Genomic DNA, 14,671 nt, shown 5'->3' on the forward strand with positions numbered 1-14,671 from the left:
CAAGGGCAAGCACGCCTGCGACCCGTTTCCCGCTCCATCACTCACTGCTGCTTTACCGGCCGCTTCCAGCCCTCGAACGTCTGCTGCTTGCCACGCGCCACGGTGAGTTCGCCGGCGGGGGCGTCGCGGGTGATCACCGAGCCGGCGCCGATGGTGGCCTGCGCGCCGATCGTCACCGGGGCGACCAGCGCGCTGTTGGAACCGATGAAGGCGCCGTCGTCGATGCGCGTGAGATGCTTGTTCACACCGTCGTAGTTGCAGGTGATGGTGCCGGCACCGATGTTGACGCCGCGGCCCACCACGGTGTCGCCAAGATACGTGAGGTGGTTAGCCTTGCTGCCTTCGCCGAGATGCGCCTTCTTGGTTTCCACGAAGTTGCCCACGTGCACGCCGGCGTCGAGCTCGGTGCCGGGGCGCAGCCGCGCGAACGGGCCGATCGTGCAGGGGCCATGGGTCACCACGCCGTCGAGGTCGCAGTGCGTCAGCACCACCGTGCCGGCGGCCAGCTGCACGTCCTTCAACCGGGTGAACGCGCCGATGCGCACGTCGTCGCCAAGCGTCACGCGGCCTTCCAGGATCACGTCGACGTCCAGCTCGACATCGTGCCCCGCCTCGACCGTGCCGCGCACGTCGATGCGCAGGGGATCGGCCAGCCGCACGCCGTCCCGCATCAGCGCACGCGCCGCACGCTGGCGGTACTCGGCCTCCAGCCCGGCGAGCTGCAGCGCATCGTTCGCGCCCGAAGCCTCCACCGGATCGGCGCACTCCACGCTGAGCGCGGGGCGCTTTTCCTCACTCGCCATCGCGAAGATGTCGGTGAGGTAGTACTCGCCCTGCGCGTTGTCACAGTCGAGTCCGGCGATCCAGACGCGCAGCGCGGCCGCAGACGCCACGAGGATGCCGGTGTTGACCAGGTTGACGGCACGCTGCTCCTCGTCGGCGTCCTTCTCCTCGATCACCTCCCGCACATGGCCGTTGCCGTCGCACAGCACGCGGCCGTAGCCACGCGGATCGGCCAGGCGCATGGTGAGCAGGCTGAAGCCTCCCTCCGCCGACGCCAGTTGTTGCAGGGTGTCGACCCGGGTCAGCGGCACGTCGCCGTACAGCACCAGCACGCGTGCGCTGTCGGGGATCTCGCCCAGCGCCTGCCCCACCGCATGGCCGGTGCCCAGCCGCTCGGCCTGCAGCACCCAGCACAGATCGGTCTGGCCGGCGAACGCGGCCCGTACCTGGTCGCCGCCGTGGCCATAGACGACATGGATGGCCGCCGGCTGCAGCGCCCGCGCGGTGTCGACCACGTGCGCCAGCAGCGGTCGCCCGGCCAGTGGCATCAGCACTTTCGGGCGACTCGATTTCATCCGCGTGCCGGCGCCGGCGGCGAGGATGACGACGTGGAGCGGAGTCTGGTTCATGGAATAAGGCCTTGACGCGTCCTGATCGAAAAAGCATAGCAGCCAGCCCGGCCCGGACGATGGCGGCCAGGGGGCTCAGCGCGGAGCCGCCGCGGCCGATACCGCGGGCTTGCCGGCGTGGCATTCGAAACGGAACACATAGGCCAGGCTGAAAGGTTTCGTCCCGCTGTCGACCACGTGGCTGTTGCCGTCGGCATCGGCGGCCCAGCGATTGATCGTCAGCGGACTGAATTGCCACTGCAGCGCAGCCACGCGCACGGCGTCGATGAAGGCCTGCCGGCCCGCATCGGCCTGCGCCTCGTCCGTCACGCGTACTTCGCCGACCTTGCCCTGCCCATCGACGATCAGCAGCGCCGGCACTTCCTGCGGCGGCGGACAGCTCGCCAGTTGGCCGGGCGGATACACCGGCACCACGCGCCGAAACGGCGTGGCGCCGCTGGACACCTCGCCCAGCGCCAGCGGATAGCGCACCGTGCCGGGTGACACCACCATCCGCCATGACGCATCGCCGGTGGCCGGCGGCGCTGGCGGGTGACGTGGCGTGGCGCAACCGGCCAGCAGCAGCAACAGCACGCAGCTGCCATGGCGGAAAGTGAACATCGATCCTGTCATCAACATCTTCCCTGTGCTGCCCAGACCGCATCGTGCCGATGCAGAAACGCCGGCACAAGGCCGGCGTTCTTTTCCGCGATATTCATCGAAGCGACCGCTTCATCCTTGAGTGCGGCATGGACGGCTGCCTTTTGATCTCACTCTGCACTCATGGATGAGTGCACGAACTTCACTTCCATGGATGGCCGCCGTTTGATCTCCGCGATCAGGGATGATCGCAAAAGCCTAGTGCTTGAGACTCTTGCGCAGCCGCTCCAGCGCCTGCAGCTGGGTGATCGCCTCGGCCAGCTTGGCCTGCGCCTCGGCGATTTCCATCGCGTCGGTGCGGTTGGCCAGCGCGTCCTCGGCTTCCTTCTTGGCGCGCTGCGCGGAGGCCTCGTCCAGATCGGCGGCGCGGGCGGCGGTGTCGGCCAGCACGGTGACCACCTGCGGCTGCACTTCCAGCATGCCACCGGAAATCCAGAACTGCTGGCGCTCGCCACCGGCCAGCAGCACGTCGACGTGGCCCGGCTTGAGGCGGGTGATCAGCGGCGCGTGGCGCGGCGTGATGCCGAGTTCGCCGATCTCGCCGGTGGCGATGACCATCGTCGCGTCGCCGGAGAAGATCTCGGCTTCGGCACTGACGATGTCGACGCGAATGGTGTGGGTCATGGCTCAGATTCCAGATACTTGAAGGCGGCGGGCGGACGCGCGGTCCGCCCGGTGGATCAGGCGGCCTTCTTGGCGCCCATCTCTTCCGCTTTCTTGATCGCCTCCTCGATGCCGCCGACCATGTAGAACGCCTGTTCCGGCAGGTGGTCGACGTCGCCGTCGACGATCATCTTGAAGCCGCGGATGGTTTCCTTCAGCGACACGTACTTGCCCGGCGAGCCGGTGAACACCTCAGCCACATGGAACGGCTGCGAGAAGAAGCGCTCGCACTTGCGCGCGCGGGCCACCGCCTGCTTGTCCTCTTCGCTGAGCTCGTCCATGCCGAGGATCGCGATGATGTCCTTCAGTTCCTTGTAGCGCTGCAGTGTGCCCTGCACCTTGCGCGCGACCTCGTAGTGCTCCTGGCCGATCACGTTCGGATCGAGCTGGCGGCTGGTCGAGTCGAGCGGGTCCACCGCCGGGTAGATACCCAGGCTGGCGATGTTGCGCGAGAGCACCACGGTCGCATCCAGATGGGCGAAGGTGGTGGCCGGCGACGGATCGGTCAGGTCGTCCGCGGGCACGTAGACGGCCTGGATCGAGGTGATCGAGCCGGTCTTGGTCGAGGTGATGCGCTCCTGCAGCACGCCCATTTCCTCGGCCAGGGTCGGCTGGTAGCCCACCGCCGACGGCATGCGGCCGAGCAGCGCGGACACCTCGGTACCGGCCAGCGTGTAGCGGTAGATGTTGTCGACGAACAGCAGCACGTCCTTGCCCTTGCCGGTCTCGTCCTTCTCGTCGCGGAAGTACTCGGCCATGGTCAGGCCGGTCAACGCCACGCGCAGACGGTTGCCCGGCGGCTCGTTCATCTGGCCGTACACCATCGCGACCTTGTCCAGCACGTTGGAGTCCTTCATCTCGTGGTAGAAGTCGTTGCCCTCGCGGGTACGCTCGCCCACGCCGGCGAACACGGACAGGCCCGCATGCGCCTTGGCGATGTTGTTGATCAGCTCCATCATGTTCACGGTCTTGCCCACGCCGGCGCCGCCGAACAGGCCGACCTTGCCACCCTTGGCGAACGGGCAGATCAGGTCGATCACCTTGATGCCGGTTTCCAGCAGATCGCTGGCGGCCGCCTGGTCGGCGTAGCTCGGCGCCTGGCGATGGATCACCCAGCGGTCCTGCTCGCCGATCGGGCCGGCTTCGTCGATCGGGTTGCCGAGCACGTCCATGATGCGGCCGAGCGTGGCCTTGCCGACCGGCACCTTGATGCCTTCACCGGTGTTGCGCGCTTCGAGGCCGCGCTTCAGGCCCTCGGTGGAGCCGAGCGCGATGGTGCGCACGATGCCGTCGCCCAGCACCTGCTGCACTTCCAGCGTGATGTCGGTGCCGTCGATCTTCAGCGCGTCATACACCTGCGGCACCTGGTCGCGCGGGAACTCCACGTCGATGACCGCGCCGATGATCTGAACAACTTTGCCCTGGCTCATGCTGATAGCTCCGGATGAATCTCTAAGATTTCGTTGTGTACAAAGCGCCAAATGAAACGTCGCTCTTACTAGGAGTGCGGCCACGGATGGCCGCCTTTTGATCTTTGCTTCTGCGATCAGGGATGATCGCAGTCAATAAACCCTTACACCGCTGCGGCACCACCGACAATCTCGGAAATTTCCTGGGTGATCGCGGCCTGGCGGGCCTTGTTGTAGACCAGGGTCAGTTCGCCGATCACCTTGTTCGCGTTGTCCGACGCGCTCTTCATCGCCACCATGCGCGCGGCGTGCTCGCTGGCCAGGTTCTCCAGCGCCGCCTGGTACACCACCGACTCGATGTAGCGGGTCAGCACGTGCTCCAGCACGGTCTGCGCGTCCGGCTCGTAGATGTAATCCCAGTCGTGGCTCGCTTCCAGCTTGACCCCGGCGTAGGCCGACTCGCCCGCGGCCTGGTGCGCTTCCATTTCCGTGGCCACCAGCGGCAGCGGCAGCAGCGCGTCGATGGTCGGCTTCTGCGTCATGGTGTTGACGAAGTCGTTGTAGGCGAGGAACACGCGGTCCAGGCCGTTGGCCTGGTAGGCGTCCATCATCACCTTGATCACGCCGACCAGCTGTTCGAGCTTCGGCTTCTCGCCGAGGTGGCTGACGCTGCCGACCAGGTTGACACCCTTGATGCGGCGGAAGAACGATACGGCCTTCTGGCCAATCGCCACCACGTCGACCTGCACGCCCTGTTTCTGCCACTCGGCGATCGCCGGCAACAGGCGGCGGAACAGGTTGGAGTTGAGGCCGCCGCACAGGCCGCGATCGGTCGACACCACGATGTAGCCGACCCGCGCCACGGCCTCGCGCTGGACCAGGAACGGATGGCTGAAGTCAGTGCTGGCCTGCGCCACGTGCGCGATCACCTTGCGCATCGAACGCGCGTACGGGCGCGAGGCCTTCATCAGGTCCTGCGCCTTGCGGATCTTCGAGGCCGAGACCATCTCGAGCGCGCGCGTCACCTTGCGCATGTTCTGCGTGCTCTTGATCTTGGTTTTGATTTCGCGTCCGCTGGCCATGCTCTACTCGCTCGCTTTGCTCACTCGTGGGAATCGGGAATGGGAGATCGGGAATGGTTCAAGGCGTGGCGCGAGGCGCCGTTGCTGTTCCGATTCCCGACTCCCGATTCTCTATTCCCGGCTCCTGATTACCAGCTGCCGGTCTTCTTGTACTCGTCCAGCGAGGCCTTGAAGACGGCCTCGATGTCCTTGTCCCAGTTGCCGGTGGCCACGATGGTCTTCATCAAGTCCGCGTGGTTCTGGTGCATGAACGCGTGCAGGCCCTTCTCGAACGGCAGCACCTGGTTCACCGGCAGGTCGTCCAGGTAGCCCTGCTCGGCGGCGTAGACCGACAGCGCCAGCTCCGCGATCGACAGCGGTGCGTACTGCTTCTGCTTCATCAGCTCGGTGACGCGCTGGCCGCGGTCCAGCTGCGCGCGGGTGGCCGGGTCCAGGTCCGAAGCGAACTGCGCGAACGCGGCCAGCTCGCGGAACTGCGCCAGGGCCAGCTTCACGCCGCCGGACAGCTTCTTGACGATCTTGGTCTGCGCGGCGCCGCCGACGCGGGACACCGAAATACCGGCGTTCACGGCCGGGCGGATGCCGGCGTTGAACAGGTCGGTCTCCAGGAAGATCTGGCCGTCGGTGATCGAGATCACGTTGGTCGGCACGAATGCGGAGACGTCGCCGCCCTGGGTCTCGATGATCGGCAGCGCGGTGAGCGATCCGGTCTTGCCCTTCACGGCGCCGTTGGTGAACTTCTCGACGTATTCCTCGGACACGCGCGAAGCGCGCTCGAGCAGTCGCGAGTGGAGATAGAACACGTCGCCCGGATACGCCTCGCGGCCCGGCGGGCGCTTCAGCAGCAGCGAGATCTGGCGATAGGCCACGGCCTGCTTGGACAGGTCGTCATAGACGATCAGCGCGTCTTCGCCGCGGTCGCGGAAGTACTCGCCCATCGCGCAGCCGGAGTACGGCGCGACGTACTGCAGCGCGGCCGACTCGGACGCCGAGGCGACCACGATGATGGTGTTGGCCAGCGCGCCGTTCTCGTCGAGCTTGCGCACCACGTTGGCGATCGACGAACGCTTCTGGCCGATCGCGACGTAGATGCACTTAATGCCGGAATCCTTCTGCGCGATGATCGCGTCGATCGCCAGCGCGGTCTTGCCGGTCTGGCGGTCGCCGATGATCAGCTCGCGCTGGCCGCGGCCGACCGGGATCATCGCGTCGACCGACTTGTAGCCGGTCTGCAGCGGCTGGTCGACCGACTTGCGCCAGATCACGCCCGGCGCGACCTTCTCGATCGGCGCGTTGAGCTTGGCGTTGAGCGGGCCCTTGCCGTCGATCGGGTTGCCCAGCGCGTCAACGACGCGGCCGAGCAGCTCCGGGCCGACCGGCACTTCGAGGATGCGGCCGGTGGTCTTGGCAGTGTCGCCTTCGCGCAGGTGCTGGTATTCACCGAGCACCACCGCGCCGACCGAGTCGCGCTCGAGGTTCAGCGCCAGCGCGAACGCGTTGCCCGGCAGCTCGATCATTTCGCCCTGCATCACATCGGCCAGGCCGTGGATGCGCACGATGCCGTCGGACACGCTGATGATCGTGCCCTCGTTGCGCGCTTCCGCGCCGAGCTTGAACTGCTCGATGCGGCTCTTGATCAGTTCGCTGATCTCGGACGGATTCAGTGTTGTGCTGGACATGGTTGCCTATCCCGAAATTGAATTCTCTTTTGAAGAGTCCAGCATGGAGCCGGGTTTTGCTCTTCGCGAAACGGACTTCGCTTGAAACTAATGGCTCAGCGTGCTGGCCAGCTTCGCCAGTCGACCGCGGGCGGAGCCGTCGATCACTTCGCTGCCGGTATCGATCACCACACCAGCCAGCAGCGAGGCATCGACTCGGGTTTCCAGTTCGATCTCGCGCTTGAAACGGCGCTTCAGCGAGGCTTTGAGCTGCTCGGACTGCGCCGCGTCCAGCGCCATCGCGCTGGTCACCTTGACCAGCAGCTGCGACTCGGACTCACGCTTGAACGCCTCGAACAGTTCCGCCGTTTCCGGCAGCAGCGCCAGCCGGCGCTGCTCGGCCATCTCGGCAAGGAAGTGCCCGAACGGGCTGTCAGCGGCCACGCCGGCGGGCAGATGCAGCGCCACCAGCTGCGCCGGCAGCACCCGCGGATCGTTGCCGAAGCCGGCCACGCGCGGGTCCTTCGCCACCGCGGCGGCGAACGCCAGCGCCTGCGACCATGCGGCCAGCGAACCGGCCGCATGCGCCACTTCAAACGCGGCACGGGCGTACGGGCGAGCGAGGGTGATTGCCTGGGCCATGGATCAAAGACCTGCCGCGAGCTGGTCGAGCAGGGCCTTGTGCGTGGAGGCATCAACCTCGCGCTGCACGATCTTGCTGGCGCCCTGCACGGCCAGCGCGCCAACCTGCTCGCGCAGCTGGTCGCGCGCGCGCTGTGCCATCGAGGCGATGTCGTCCTGCGCCGCCGCCTTCAGCCGGTTGATCTCGCTGACTGCTTCGCCACGGGCCTTGTCGATGATCTGGTTGGCCTGCTGCTGGGCCTTGTCGATGATCTCCGAGGCCTGCTGGCGTGCCTGCTTGATCTCGCCGGCCACCTTCACGTCCGCGCTCTTCAGCTCGGCGTGGGCGCGCTCGGCGGCATTCAGGCCCTCGGCGATCTTGATCTGGCGATCTTCGATGGCCTTGTTGATGTGCGGCCAGATGAAGTGGACGCTGAACCAGATCAGGATGGCGAACGAAATCATTTCGCCAATCAAGGTCGCGTTGAAATTCATCGCTGCGTTACCTGTAGTTGCTGTGTATTACGGGCAAACACGCCGAAGCGTCATTGCGGGAATGCGGCGCCGCCGAAGCGGCGCCGTGAGCCGATCGATCAGTGACCGGCTGCAGCGGTGGCAGCGCTCATCACGTTCGACAGCAGCGGGTTCGCCACGGCGAAGTACATCGCCAGCGCCACGCCGATCAGGAACGCGGCGTCGATCAGGCCGGCCAGCAGGAACATGCGGCCCTGCAGCAGCGGCACCAGCTCCGGCTGACGCGCAGCGGCTTCAAGGAACTTCGAACCCATGACGCCGATACCGATACAGGCACCAAGCGCGCCGAGGCCGATGATCAGGCCCAGTGCAATGGCGGTGAAAGACTGGACTTGAGCAATGTGAGCGATGAGTTCCACGACGATCTCCTGAGAAATTCAAACTGAAATGGACAAAGCGGTTGAAGCGAAAAGTTCGAGGTACGCGGATCAGTGGTGATCGTGTGCCATCGAGATGTACACGATCGTCAGCACCATGAAGATGAACGCCTGGATCGAGATGATCAGGATGTGGAAGATGCCCCACACCGTGTAGCCGATGATGCCCGCGCCGTACAGCGCCCAACCCGCCAGGCCGGCGCCGGCGCTGAACAGACCGGCGATCAGCATGAACACCAGCTCGCCCGCGTACATGTTGCCGAACAGTCGCATCGCCAGGCTCACCGGCTTGGAGGCCAGCTCGACCAGGTTCAGTGCAAAGTTCGGCAGCCACAGCAGCGGATGCTTGCCAAACGGCGCGGTGAACAACTCGTGCATGTAGCCGCCGGCGCCCTTGGCCTTGAAGCTGTAGAAGATGATCAGCACGAACACCGTCAGCGACATCGCGAAGGTCATGTTGATGTCGGCGGTGGGCACGGCGCGGAAGTGGCCGATGCCGAACTTTTCGGTGATCCACGGCAGCAGGTCGACCGGCAGCAGGTCCATTGCGTTCATCAGGAACACCCAGACGAACACGGTCAGCGCCAGCGGGCCCAGCACGCGGCGGTCGCCATGGAACACATCCTTGACCTGGCCGTCGACGAACTCCAGCACGATCTCGACGAAGGCCTGCCCCTTGCCCGGCACGCCGGCCGTGGCCTTGCGCGCCTTCAGCCAGAACCACAGGCAGAACAGCACGCCCAGCGCCAGCGACACGGTGACCGAGTCGACATGCACCGCCCAGAAACCGCCCTCGCTGGTGTGCGGGGTGAGGTGGGTCAGATGGTGCTGGATGTATTCGGTAAGACCGCCAGTCGGCTCGCTTGCCATGGATCAACCCTTGAATCTGAACGCCAGCAGATAAACCGCGTAAGCCGCCGCCAACCCCGTGATGGCGGCCAGCGGTGGCAACTTGAATTGGAACAGGATCACGACCAGCCCCCCGACGATCACGATCCATTTCAGGAACATGCCCGTCAGCAGGCGGCTCAACGCCAGGCCCGCCCCGCCGAGGCCGCTGAAGAATCGCGTCGACATCAACGCGGTACCCAGCGCCACCATCGCCGCGCCTGCCGCCGCCGACACCGCTTCACGGTGCCCCAGCGTCAGAAACACGAGGCCAGCCAGCAACGCCACCGCAAGCTGCAGCAGGACGATGCGCAAGGCGAGACGTCGACCAGAGGCAAGACTGTTGAGCACGTAGCGTCTCCGCGCGGCCTGCACCAGGCGGCACCGATACAGCTGCGGGCCACGATCCAATCCGCAAAAGTATATCAGTGCGGCAATTGCAGGAACAAGCCGTGCGGCCTGCGGCATCGTGCCCACAAGGCCAAATCCACTGTCTGATCGCCTGCCAGCCCATTGCCGCTGCACATGTTCTTGCGACGGCACACACAAACAGGGCCGAACACAAGGTTCGGCCCTGCTTCATTGCATATCGCACGACGGTACCGCGGAAATTACTTGGCGGCAGCCTTCTTGGCAGCGGCGACCGGCGCGGCAACCGCGTCATTGGCGGCCTGGCGCTGTTCCTGCACGAGCGCATTCAGCGACTCGGCAGTCTTCTGGGTGACCGCCAGGACTTCCTGCGAAACCGCCACTGCGCGCTCGGCATTCTCGCGGCTCAGGCTGACGCCCTTTTCCCACAGGCTGCGCAGGCCATTGATGTCACGCGTCTCCAGTGCCTCGGCGACGAACTCGGCGGAGACCTTGCTCTGCTCCTCGAGCGCCTTGAGCTGCAGCTCGGCCACCGTCTCCAGACCCTTCAGGGCCAGCGACTGGGCCTTGAAGGCACTGTCGGTGAACTGCTTGGTGAAGGCAAAAAGCTGGTTGTTGAGTTGCTGCGTCATGACGTTGTCCTCGTTGAGGATGGGGTAGTGGCAGGCACTCTAACAGCACTTTTTGTGCATTGCAATATATTTTTTGAGGTCTACTTGCGTTGTAAGAAAATATTCATTTAGAAACGCCAGTTTATGGCGCTTCGATGAAACATTGCGACGCGTCAAAGACTGTCGCGGCTACAACTCGCGCCCGACGTGCAGGTCTCGTGCACCACCACCTTGTCCAGCCCCACCAGGCGCGGCTGCAGGCGCTGCCAGATCCAGCGCGCCAGCGTCTCGCTGGTCGGGTTCTCCAGTCCTTCGATCTCATTGAGGTAGTGATGGTCGAGCTGGTCGAACAGCGGCGCGAAGGCCGCCTTCACGTCGGCGAAGTCCATCACCCAGCCCAACTGCGGGTCCGGCTCGCCGGCCACATGGATCTCGACCCGGAACGAATGCCCGTGCAGCCGTGCGCATTTGTGCCCGGCCGGCACGTTCGGCAGCCGATGCGCCGCCTCGAGCTGGAATACCTTGAAGATGTGCATGGCGTAGGCCTGCGTGATGCGATGGATGGACCGGCGGAAGGGTACACGCCCGGTTCTTGGTGGTATCTGGACGTCTTCGGACAGGCAGATGGTGGCTATGGGTGCACTCGAACAACGGCCTACAAGCCCTTGTCTTATGCAATTCTCTGAAGTATATCAGCAGCACCTACCGTCATAGTTACCGTCAGACGCTTCGTACTACCACTACAGGTTCCTGACCATTCTAACGGCTGTCGCTCACATCAGCATGCAATGAAGTCATTTGCGGTCCACACAGCGTGTGGCCCTAAGCCTGGCTAGTTAGTAACCAATCGCAACGAACTGAGCGTTAGAGCTTGTGTTGGCCAACGATAGGGCAGGCAGGATAGATGGGCCCAAGCATCAACGCGTGGGTTTTTGCTCTCGTGATAGCGACCCTGAGAATCTTGCGACTGCGATGGTAAGGGGGCTGGTCGCCCCACCACACGAATGACGAGACCAGTTGTTGTCCATCGTGCCTTGCTTCGCGAACCACGATGACGCCATCGAACTGCTTTCCTTTTGCCTTGTGCACATTCATCACTTGGATACCCATGCTCAGGGTCTTGCGCTTACCCGCAAACCGATAGTCTAGGCGCCACCAGCGCGAACCGCCCGGATTCAATAACAGGTACAAACCACCCCCATCGGTCAGCTTCAATGGCTTACTGGCGGACTTTGCGTTGCGTATGGCGATGTCGGTAAGCGGCATGACGGTAGCACCTCAGGTGGAGGGGTCAGCTACCGTCGAACCTACCGTCGCTTCCATCGAACTACAATGGACAGACTGGGACATGTACGGACAAAGAAGAGGCTTAAACCCTTGGTAAACCTGGGTTTTCTGGACTTCTGTGGACGTCTTCGGATAGGTTCTTGGTGGCTATGGGTGGACTCGAACCACCGACCCCAGCATTATGAGTGCTGTGCTCTAACCGGCTGAGCTACATAGCCTTGGGGGAACCCGCCGTACCGGCATCGGAACGATGCGGGCGGGGCGCGGCAGTTTAGTCGGGTAGCCCGGCAGGTTCAAGTCTGCCGCTTGCCGCCGCTTTGCGCGCCGTGGTTGAATCGGCGGCAGGACTTCGCTGCGGTCTTGCCGGCCATACGGTGCCGTTCGACCCCAGGAGACGACATGATTGATGTAGATGGCTATCGTCCGAATGTCGGTATCGTGCTGCTGAGTGCGGATGGCCGGCTGTTCTGGGCGCGCCGGGTCAATCGCGACGGCTGGCAGTTCCCGCAGGGCGGCATGCGCTCGGACGAGACCCCGCTGGAGGCGATGTACCGCGAGCTGGAAGAGGAAACCGGGCTGGCCGCGCACCACGTCGAGGTGATCAGCGCCACCCACGGCTGGCTGCGCTACCGCCTGCCGAACCGTTACGTGCGCCACCACCAGCGGCCCACCTGCATCGGCCAGAAGCAGGTCTGGTTCCTGCTCAAGCTGGTCGGTGACGAGGACGCGCTGAAACTGGACGCCTGCGACAAGCCGGAGTTCGACCTGTGGCGCTGGGTCGACTTCTGGTACCCCGCCGCGCACGTAGTCAACTTCAAGCGACAGGTGTACGAGCGGGCGCTGCGCCATTTCGCGCCGCTGGTCGAGGATCTGTTCGGCATCCAGCTGGGCAGCCTGCCGCCGCGCGAGGACGCCGGGAACCCGCCCACCGGTCCCCGCGACGGCCGCGCCGCCGCCTGAACGGATGGCCGCGGCCAGTCAATCATAGTTGACAATCATTCGCATTCGCGTTCCAATGCGCACCATGTATATCTGCATGTGCAACGCCGTCACCGACCACGACATTCGCCGCGAAGCCGCCGGTGGCGTGCACACCTTTGCCGAGCTGCAGGCCCGCACCGGCTGCTCGGACTGCTGCGGGTGCTGCGAGCAGGAAGCGCGTGCCACGTTCGACCAGGCCTTGTCGCAGTTCACCTGTTCGCTGCCGCTCGCCACCGCCTGAGCTTCCCTTTCATCGCCCCGCTGCGAAGTCCCCGACTCTGCGGCGACGGATCGTTGCCATTCACCTTGCCACCGATCACACGCGGAGTTTGTATAGTCCGTGTTGTCTTCGATCGGAGTGGAAACCATGAAAGGTGATGCCAGGGTCATCGAGTTCCTCAACAAGGTGCTCTACAACGAACTGACCGCGATCAACCAGTATTTCCTGCATTGCCGCATGCTCAAGAACTGGGGCTACACCGAGCTGGCCGAGCACGAGTACAAGGAATCGATCGAGGAGATGAAGCACGCCGATCACCTGATCGAGCGCATCCTGTTCCTCGACGGCCTGCCGAACCTGCAGCACTTGGGCAAGTTGCGCATCGGCGAGAACCCGCTGGAATCGCTGCAGGGTGACCTGGACCTGGAACTGGCCGCGGTGAAGGACCTGCGCGAGGCGATCGCCTACAGCGAAGGCATTGCCGATTACATCAGCCGCGATCTGTTCAAAAACATCCTGCACGACGAGGAAGAACACATCGACTGGCTGGAAACCCAGTTCAGCCTGGTCAAGGACATCGGCGCGGAACGCTACCTGCAGAGCAAGATGCAGGGCTGAGCCACGCGGCTTGCCGGCCGTCACCCACCCGCCGGCAGCGCCCTGAAGCGTGCTCCCGTTCCTTGACGCTTTCGTCACGCCGGGGCTATACCTTCGGTTTTCCCCGGAACGCGCCGCATGGCCTCACGACCACCACCGCGTTTTGTCGTGCGCCGGCACGACGACGCCAGCCACCGCCGACGCTGGCTGTGGCTGGGCCTGGCCTGGCTCGGCAGCCTGCTGGTGGTCAGCCTGGTCGTTGCTGCGCTGAGCCGGCAGGCGAATGCTCCGGCCGCGGTGGACAACCGCCAGCAACGCGCCCTGCTCGGCCAGATCGACGATCTGAAACAGCAGCTCGCCAACCTGCAGCGGGCGGCCCAGGTCAATGAAATCGCCACCCGCTCGCTGCGCGGCACCCTGGCCCAGCGCGAGGAAGAACTCAACGGCCTGCGCGCCGACCTGGGTTTCTACTCGCGGCTGGTCGGCGGCGACGCCCAGCGGCAGGGACTGAAGCTGCAGGAAGTGAAGCTGCAGCCGATCGCCGGCTCGCGCGGCTGGAACCTCAGCCTGAGCCTGACCCAGAACGCCAAGCGCGGCGACGAGATTTCCGGCAACGCCCTGGTCAGCGTGGAAGGCCTGCGCGGCGACCAGGTGGCGCGGCTGGACTGGCCGGCGCTGGGCGATGCCGCGCAGAAGAGCGGCCTGCCGTTCCGCTTCACCTATTTCCAGCAATTGCACGGCACCATCGTGCTGCCGGCGGATTTCCGTCCGACGCGATTGCGCATCAGCATTCAGCCTGCCAGTGGCGAGCCGGTCAACCGTGCCGTCGCATGGGGCGCCGCACTGAGCGGAAACATCACCAACACCGAAGGGGACCGCGATGCTCAACCGTAGACGCAGCGATCGCAACGATCGCAACAGCAGCAACGAAACCAGCCTGATCGCCCGCGGCACGGTGATCCGCGGCGACCTGCGCTTCAGCGGCGCGCTGCACCTGGACGGGCGCATCGAAGGCAGCGTGCTGGGCGAGGGCGAGGACGCCGTGTTCACGCTCAGCGAACACGGCCAGGTGCACGGCGAGATCCACGTGCCGCAGGCGGTGATCAATGGCCACGTGACCGGCGACGTCAACGTCAGCGTGCGGCTGGAACTGGCGCCGCAGGCACGCATCGACGGCGACCTGCGCTACCACACGCTGGAAATGGCCGCCGGTGCGCAGGTCAACGGGCGTATCTCGCGCCAGGCCGGAGACGCCCCGCGCGAATTGCCGGCGCCGGACGCCGAACTCGACGAGGCCATGCCGGCCTGAAGCGGTATGCTTGG

General features: G+C 64.7%; 18 protein-coding genes, 1 tRNA gene and 1 pseudogene. 5 read left to right on the forward strand and 15 right to left on the reverse strand.

What is annotated here, in order from left to right; all coding sequences use genetic code 11:
* Nucleotides 1–41: 41 nt before the first annotated feature.
* From glmU to IMW82_RS10280, 15 genes and pseudogenes are all read right to left on the reverse strand, one after another.
* Nucleotides 42–1,412 (reverse strand): bifunctional UDP-N-acetylglucosamine diphosphorylase/glucosamine-1-phosphate N-acetyltransferase GlmU, encoded by a 1,371-nt coding sequence (gene glmU / locus IMW82_RS10210; protein WP_108471836.1) that lies wholly within the window; start codon nucleotides 1,410–1,412, stop codon nucleotides 42–44.
* 75 nt (nucleotides 1,413–1,487) lie between these two features.
* The gene (locus tag IMW82_RS10215) at nucleotides 1,488–2,024 is read right to left on the reverse strand and encodes a hypothetical protein (protein ID WP_234411330.1); all 537 of its coding nucleotides are present in this window, start codon (nucleotides 2,022–2,024) and stop codon (nucleotides 1,488–1,490) included.
* Nucleotides 2,025–2,249: 225 nt separating this feature from the next.
* Nucleotides 2,250–2,675 (reverse strand): F0F1 ATP synthase subunit epsilon, encoded by a 426-nt coding sequence (locus IMW82_RS10220; protein WP_108471838.1) that lies wholly within the window; start codon nucleotides 2,673–2,675, stop codon nucleotides 2,250–2,252.
* A 56-nt stretch (nucleotides 2,676–2,731) separates the two neighbouring features.
* Entirely contained in the window at nucleotides 2,732–4,144 is a 1,413-nt protein-coding gene (atpD, locus tag IMW82_RS10225) for a F0F1 ATP synthase subunit beta (RefSeq protein WP_108471839.1), read from the reverse strand.
* A gap of 143 nt (nucleotides 4,145–4,287) precedes the next feature.
* On the reverse strand, nucleotides 4,288–5,205 hold the full coding sequence (atpG, locus tag IMW82_RS10230) for a F0F1 ATP synthase subunit gamma (RefSeq protein WP_108471840.1): 918 nt from the start codon (nucleotides 5,203–5,205) through the stop codon (nucleotides 4,288–4,290).
* Nucleotides 5,206–5,333: 128 nt separating this feature from the next.
* Nucleotides 5,334–6,884, reverse strand: coding sequence for a F0F1 ATP synthase subunit alpha (gene atpA / locus IMW82_RS10235; RefSeq protein ID WP_108471841.1), 1,551 nt, complete (start codon nucleotides 6,882–6,884; stop codon nucleotides 5,334–5,336).
* A gap of 87 nt (nucleotides 6,885–6,971) precedes the next feature.
* A complete protein-coding gene (locus IMW82_RS10240; RefSeq protein ID WP_108471842.1) occupies nucleotides 6,972–7,505 on the reverse strand; it encodes a F0F1 ATP synthase subunit delta in 534 nt (177 codons plus the stop codon).
* A 3-nt stretch (nucleotides 7,506–7,508) separates the two neighbouring features.
* A complete protein-coding gene (locus tag IMW82_RS10245; protein ID WP_108471843.1) occupies nucleotides 7,509–7,979 on the reverse strand; it encodes a F0F1 ATP synthase subunit B in 471 nt (156 codons plus the stop codon).
* 98 nt (nucleotides 7,980–8,077) lie between these two features.
* Complete coding sequence (atpE, locus tag IMW82_RS10250) at nucleotides 8,078–8,383, reverse strand: F0F1 ATP synthase subunit C (RefSeq protein WP_199909837.1); 306 nt, start codon at nucleotides 8,381–8,383, stop codon at nucleotides 8,078–8,080.
* 63 nt (nucleotides 8,384–8,446) lie between these two features.
* Entirely contained in the window at nucleotides 8,447–9,265 is an 819-nt protein-coding gene (gene atpB / locus IMW82_RS10255; RefSeq protein ID WP_108471845.1) for a F0F1 ATP synthase subunit A, read from the reverse strand.
* A 3-nt stretch (nucleotides 9,266–9,268) separates the two neighbouring features.
* Complete coding sequence (locus tag IMW82_RS10260; RefSeq protein WP_234411331.1) at nucleotides 9,269–9,634, reverse strand: ATP synthase subunit I; 366 nt, start codon at nucleotides 9,632–9,634, stop codon at nucleotides 9,269–9,271.
* A gap of 260 nt (nucleotides 9,635–9,894) precedes the next feature.
* Nucleotides 9,895–10,284 carry a phasin family protein gene (locus tag IMW82_RS10265; RefSeq protein ID WP_108471847.1) on the reverse strand — a complete coding sequence of 130 codons (390 nt, stop codon included), beginning with the start codon at nucleotides 10,282–10,284 and terminating at the stop codon, nucleotides 9,895–9,897.
* 152 nt (nucleotides 10,285–10,436) lie between these two features.
* Nucleotides 10,437–10,799 carry a 6-carboxytetrahydropterin synthase QueD gene (gene queD, locus IMW82_RS10270; RefSeq protein WP_108471848.1) on the reverse strand — a complete coding sequence of 121 codons (363 nt, stop codon included), beginning with the start codon at nucleotides 10,797–10,799 and terminating at the stop codon, nucleotides 10,437–10,439.
* Between the two features lie 568 nt (nucleotides 10,800–11,367).
* A pseudogene (locus IMW82_RS17855) lies at nucleotides 11,368–11,529 on the reverse strand (Arm DNA-binding domain-containing protein); the annotation flags it as partial.
* A 162-nt stretch (nucleotides 11,530–11,691) separates the two neighbouring features.
* Nucleotides 11,692–11,768, reverse strand: a tRNA-Met gene (locus tag IMW82_RS10280).
* Between the two features lie 181 nt (nucleotides 11,769–11,949).
* On the opposite strand from IMW82_RS10280, the gene IMW82_RS10285 reads away from it, so the two are divergent.
* From IMW82_RS10285 to IMW82_RS10305, 5 genes are all read left to right on the forward strand, one after another.
* Entirely contained in the window at nucleotides 11,950–12,510 is a 561-nt protein-coding gene (locus tag IMW82_RS10285) for an RNA pyrophosphohydrolase (RefSeq protein ID WP_108471874.1), read from the forward strand.
* A gap of 64 nt (nucleotides 12,511–12,574) precedes the next feature.
* Nucleotides 12,575–12,772 carry a (2Fe-2S)-binding protein gene (locus IMW82_RS10290; protein ID WP_199909838.1) on the forward strand — a complete coding sequence of 66 codons (198 nt, stop codon included), beginning with the start codon at nucleotides 12,575–12,577 and terminating at the stop codon, nucleotides 12,770–12,772.
* A gap of 126 nt (nucleotides 12,773–12,898) precedes the next feature.
* Nucleotides 12,899–13,369: a bacterioferritin gene (gene bfr, locus IMW82_RS10295; RefSeq protein ID WP_108471876.1), complete on the forward strand. Its 471-nt coding sequence runs from the start codon at nucleotides 12,899–12,901 to the stop codon at nucleotides 13,367–13,369.
* A gap of 117 nt (nucleotides 13,370–13,486) precedes the next feature.
* The gene (locus IMW82_RS10300; RefSeq protein ID WP_108471877.1) at nucleotides 13,487–14,242 is read left to right on the forward strand and encodes a DUF6776 family protein; all 756 of its coding nucleotides are present in this window, start codon (nucleotides 13,487–13,489) and stop codon (nucleotides 14,240–14,242) included.
* Nucleotides 14,229–14,657, forward strand: a complete 429-nt coding sequence (locus IMW82_RS10305) for a polymer-forming cytoskeletal protein (RefSeq protein WP_211004377.1) — start codon at nucleotides 14,229–14,231, stop codon at nucleotides 14,655–14,657. Before IMW82_RS10300 ends, IMW82_RS10305 begins: the two co-directional genes overlap by 14 nt.
* The last annotated feature ends 14 nt before the right edge of the window (nucleotides 14,658–14,671 follow it).

Origin of the sequence: Rhodanobacter sp. B2A1Ga4, assembly GCF_018101315.1 — a bacterium.
Lineage (GTDB): Bacteria > Pseudomonadota > Gammaproteobacteria > Xanthomonadales > Rhodanobacteraceae > Rhodanobacter > Rhodanobacter thiooxydans_A.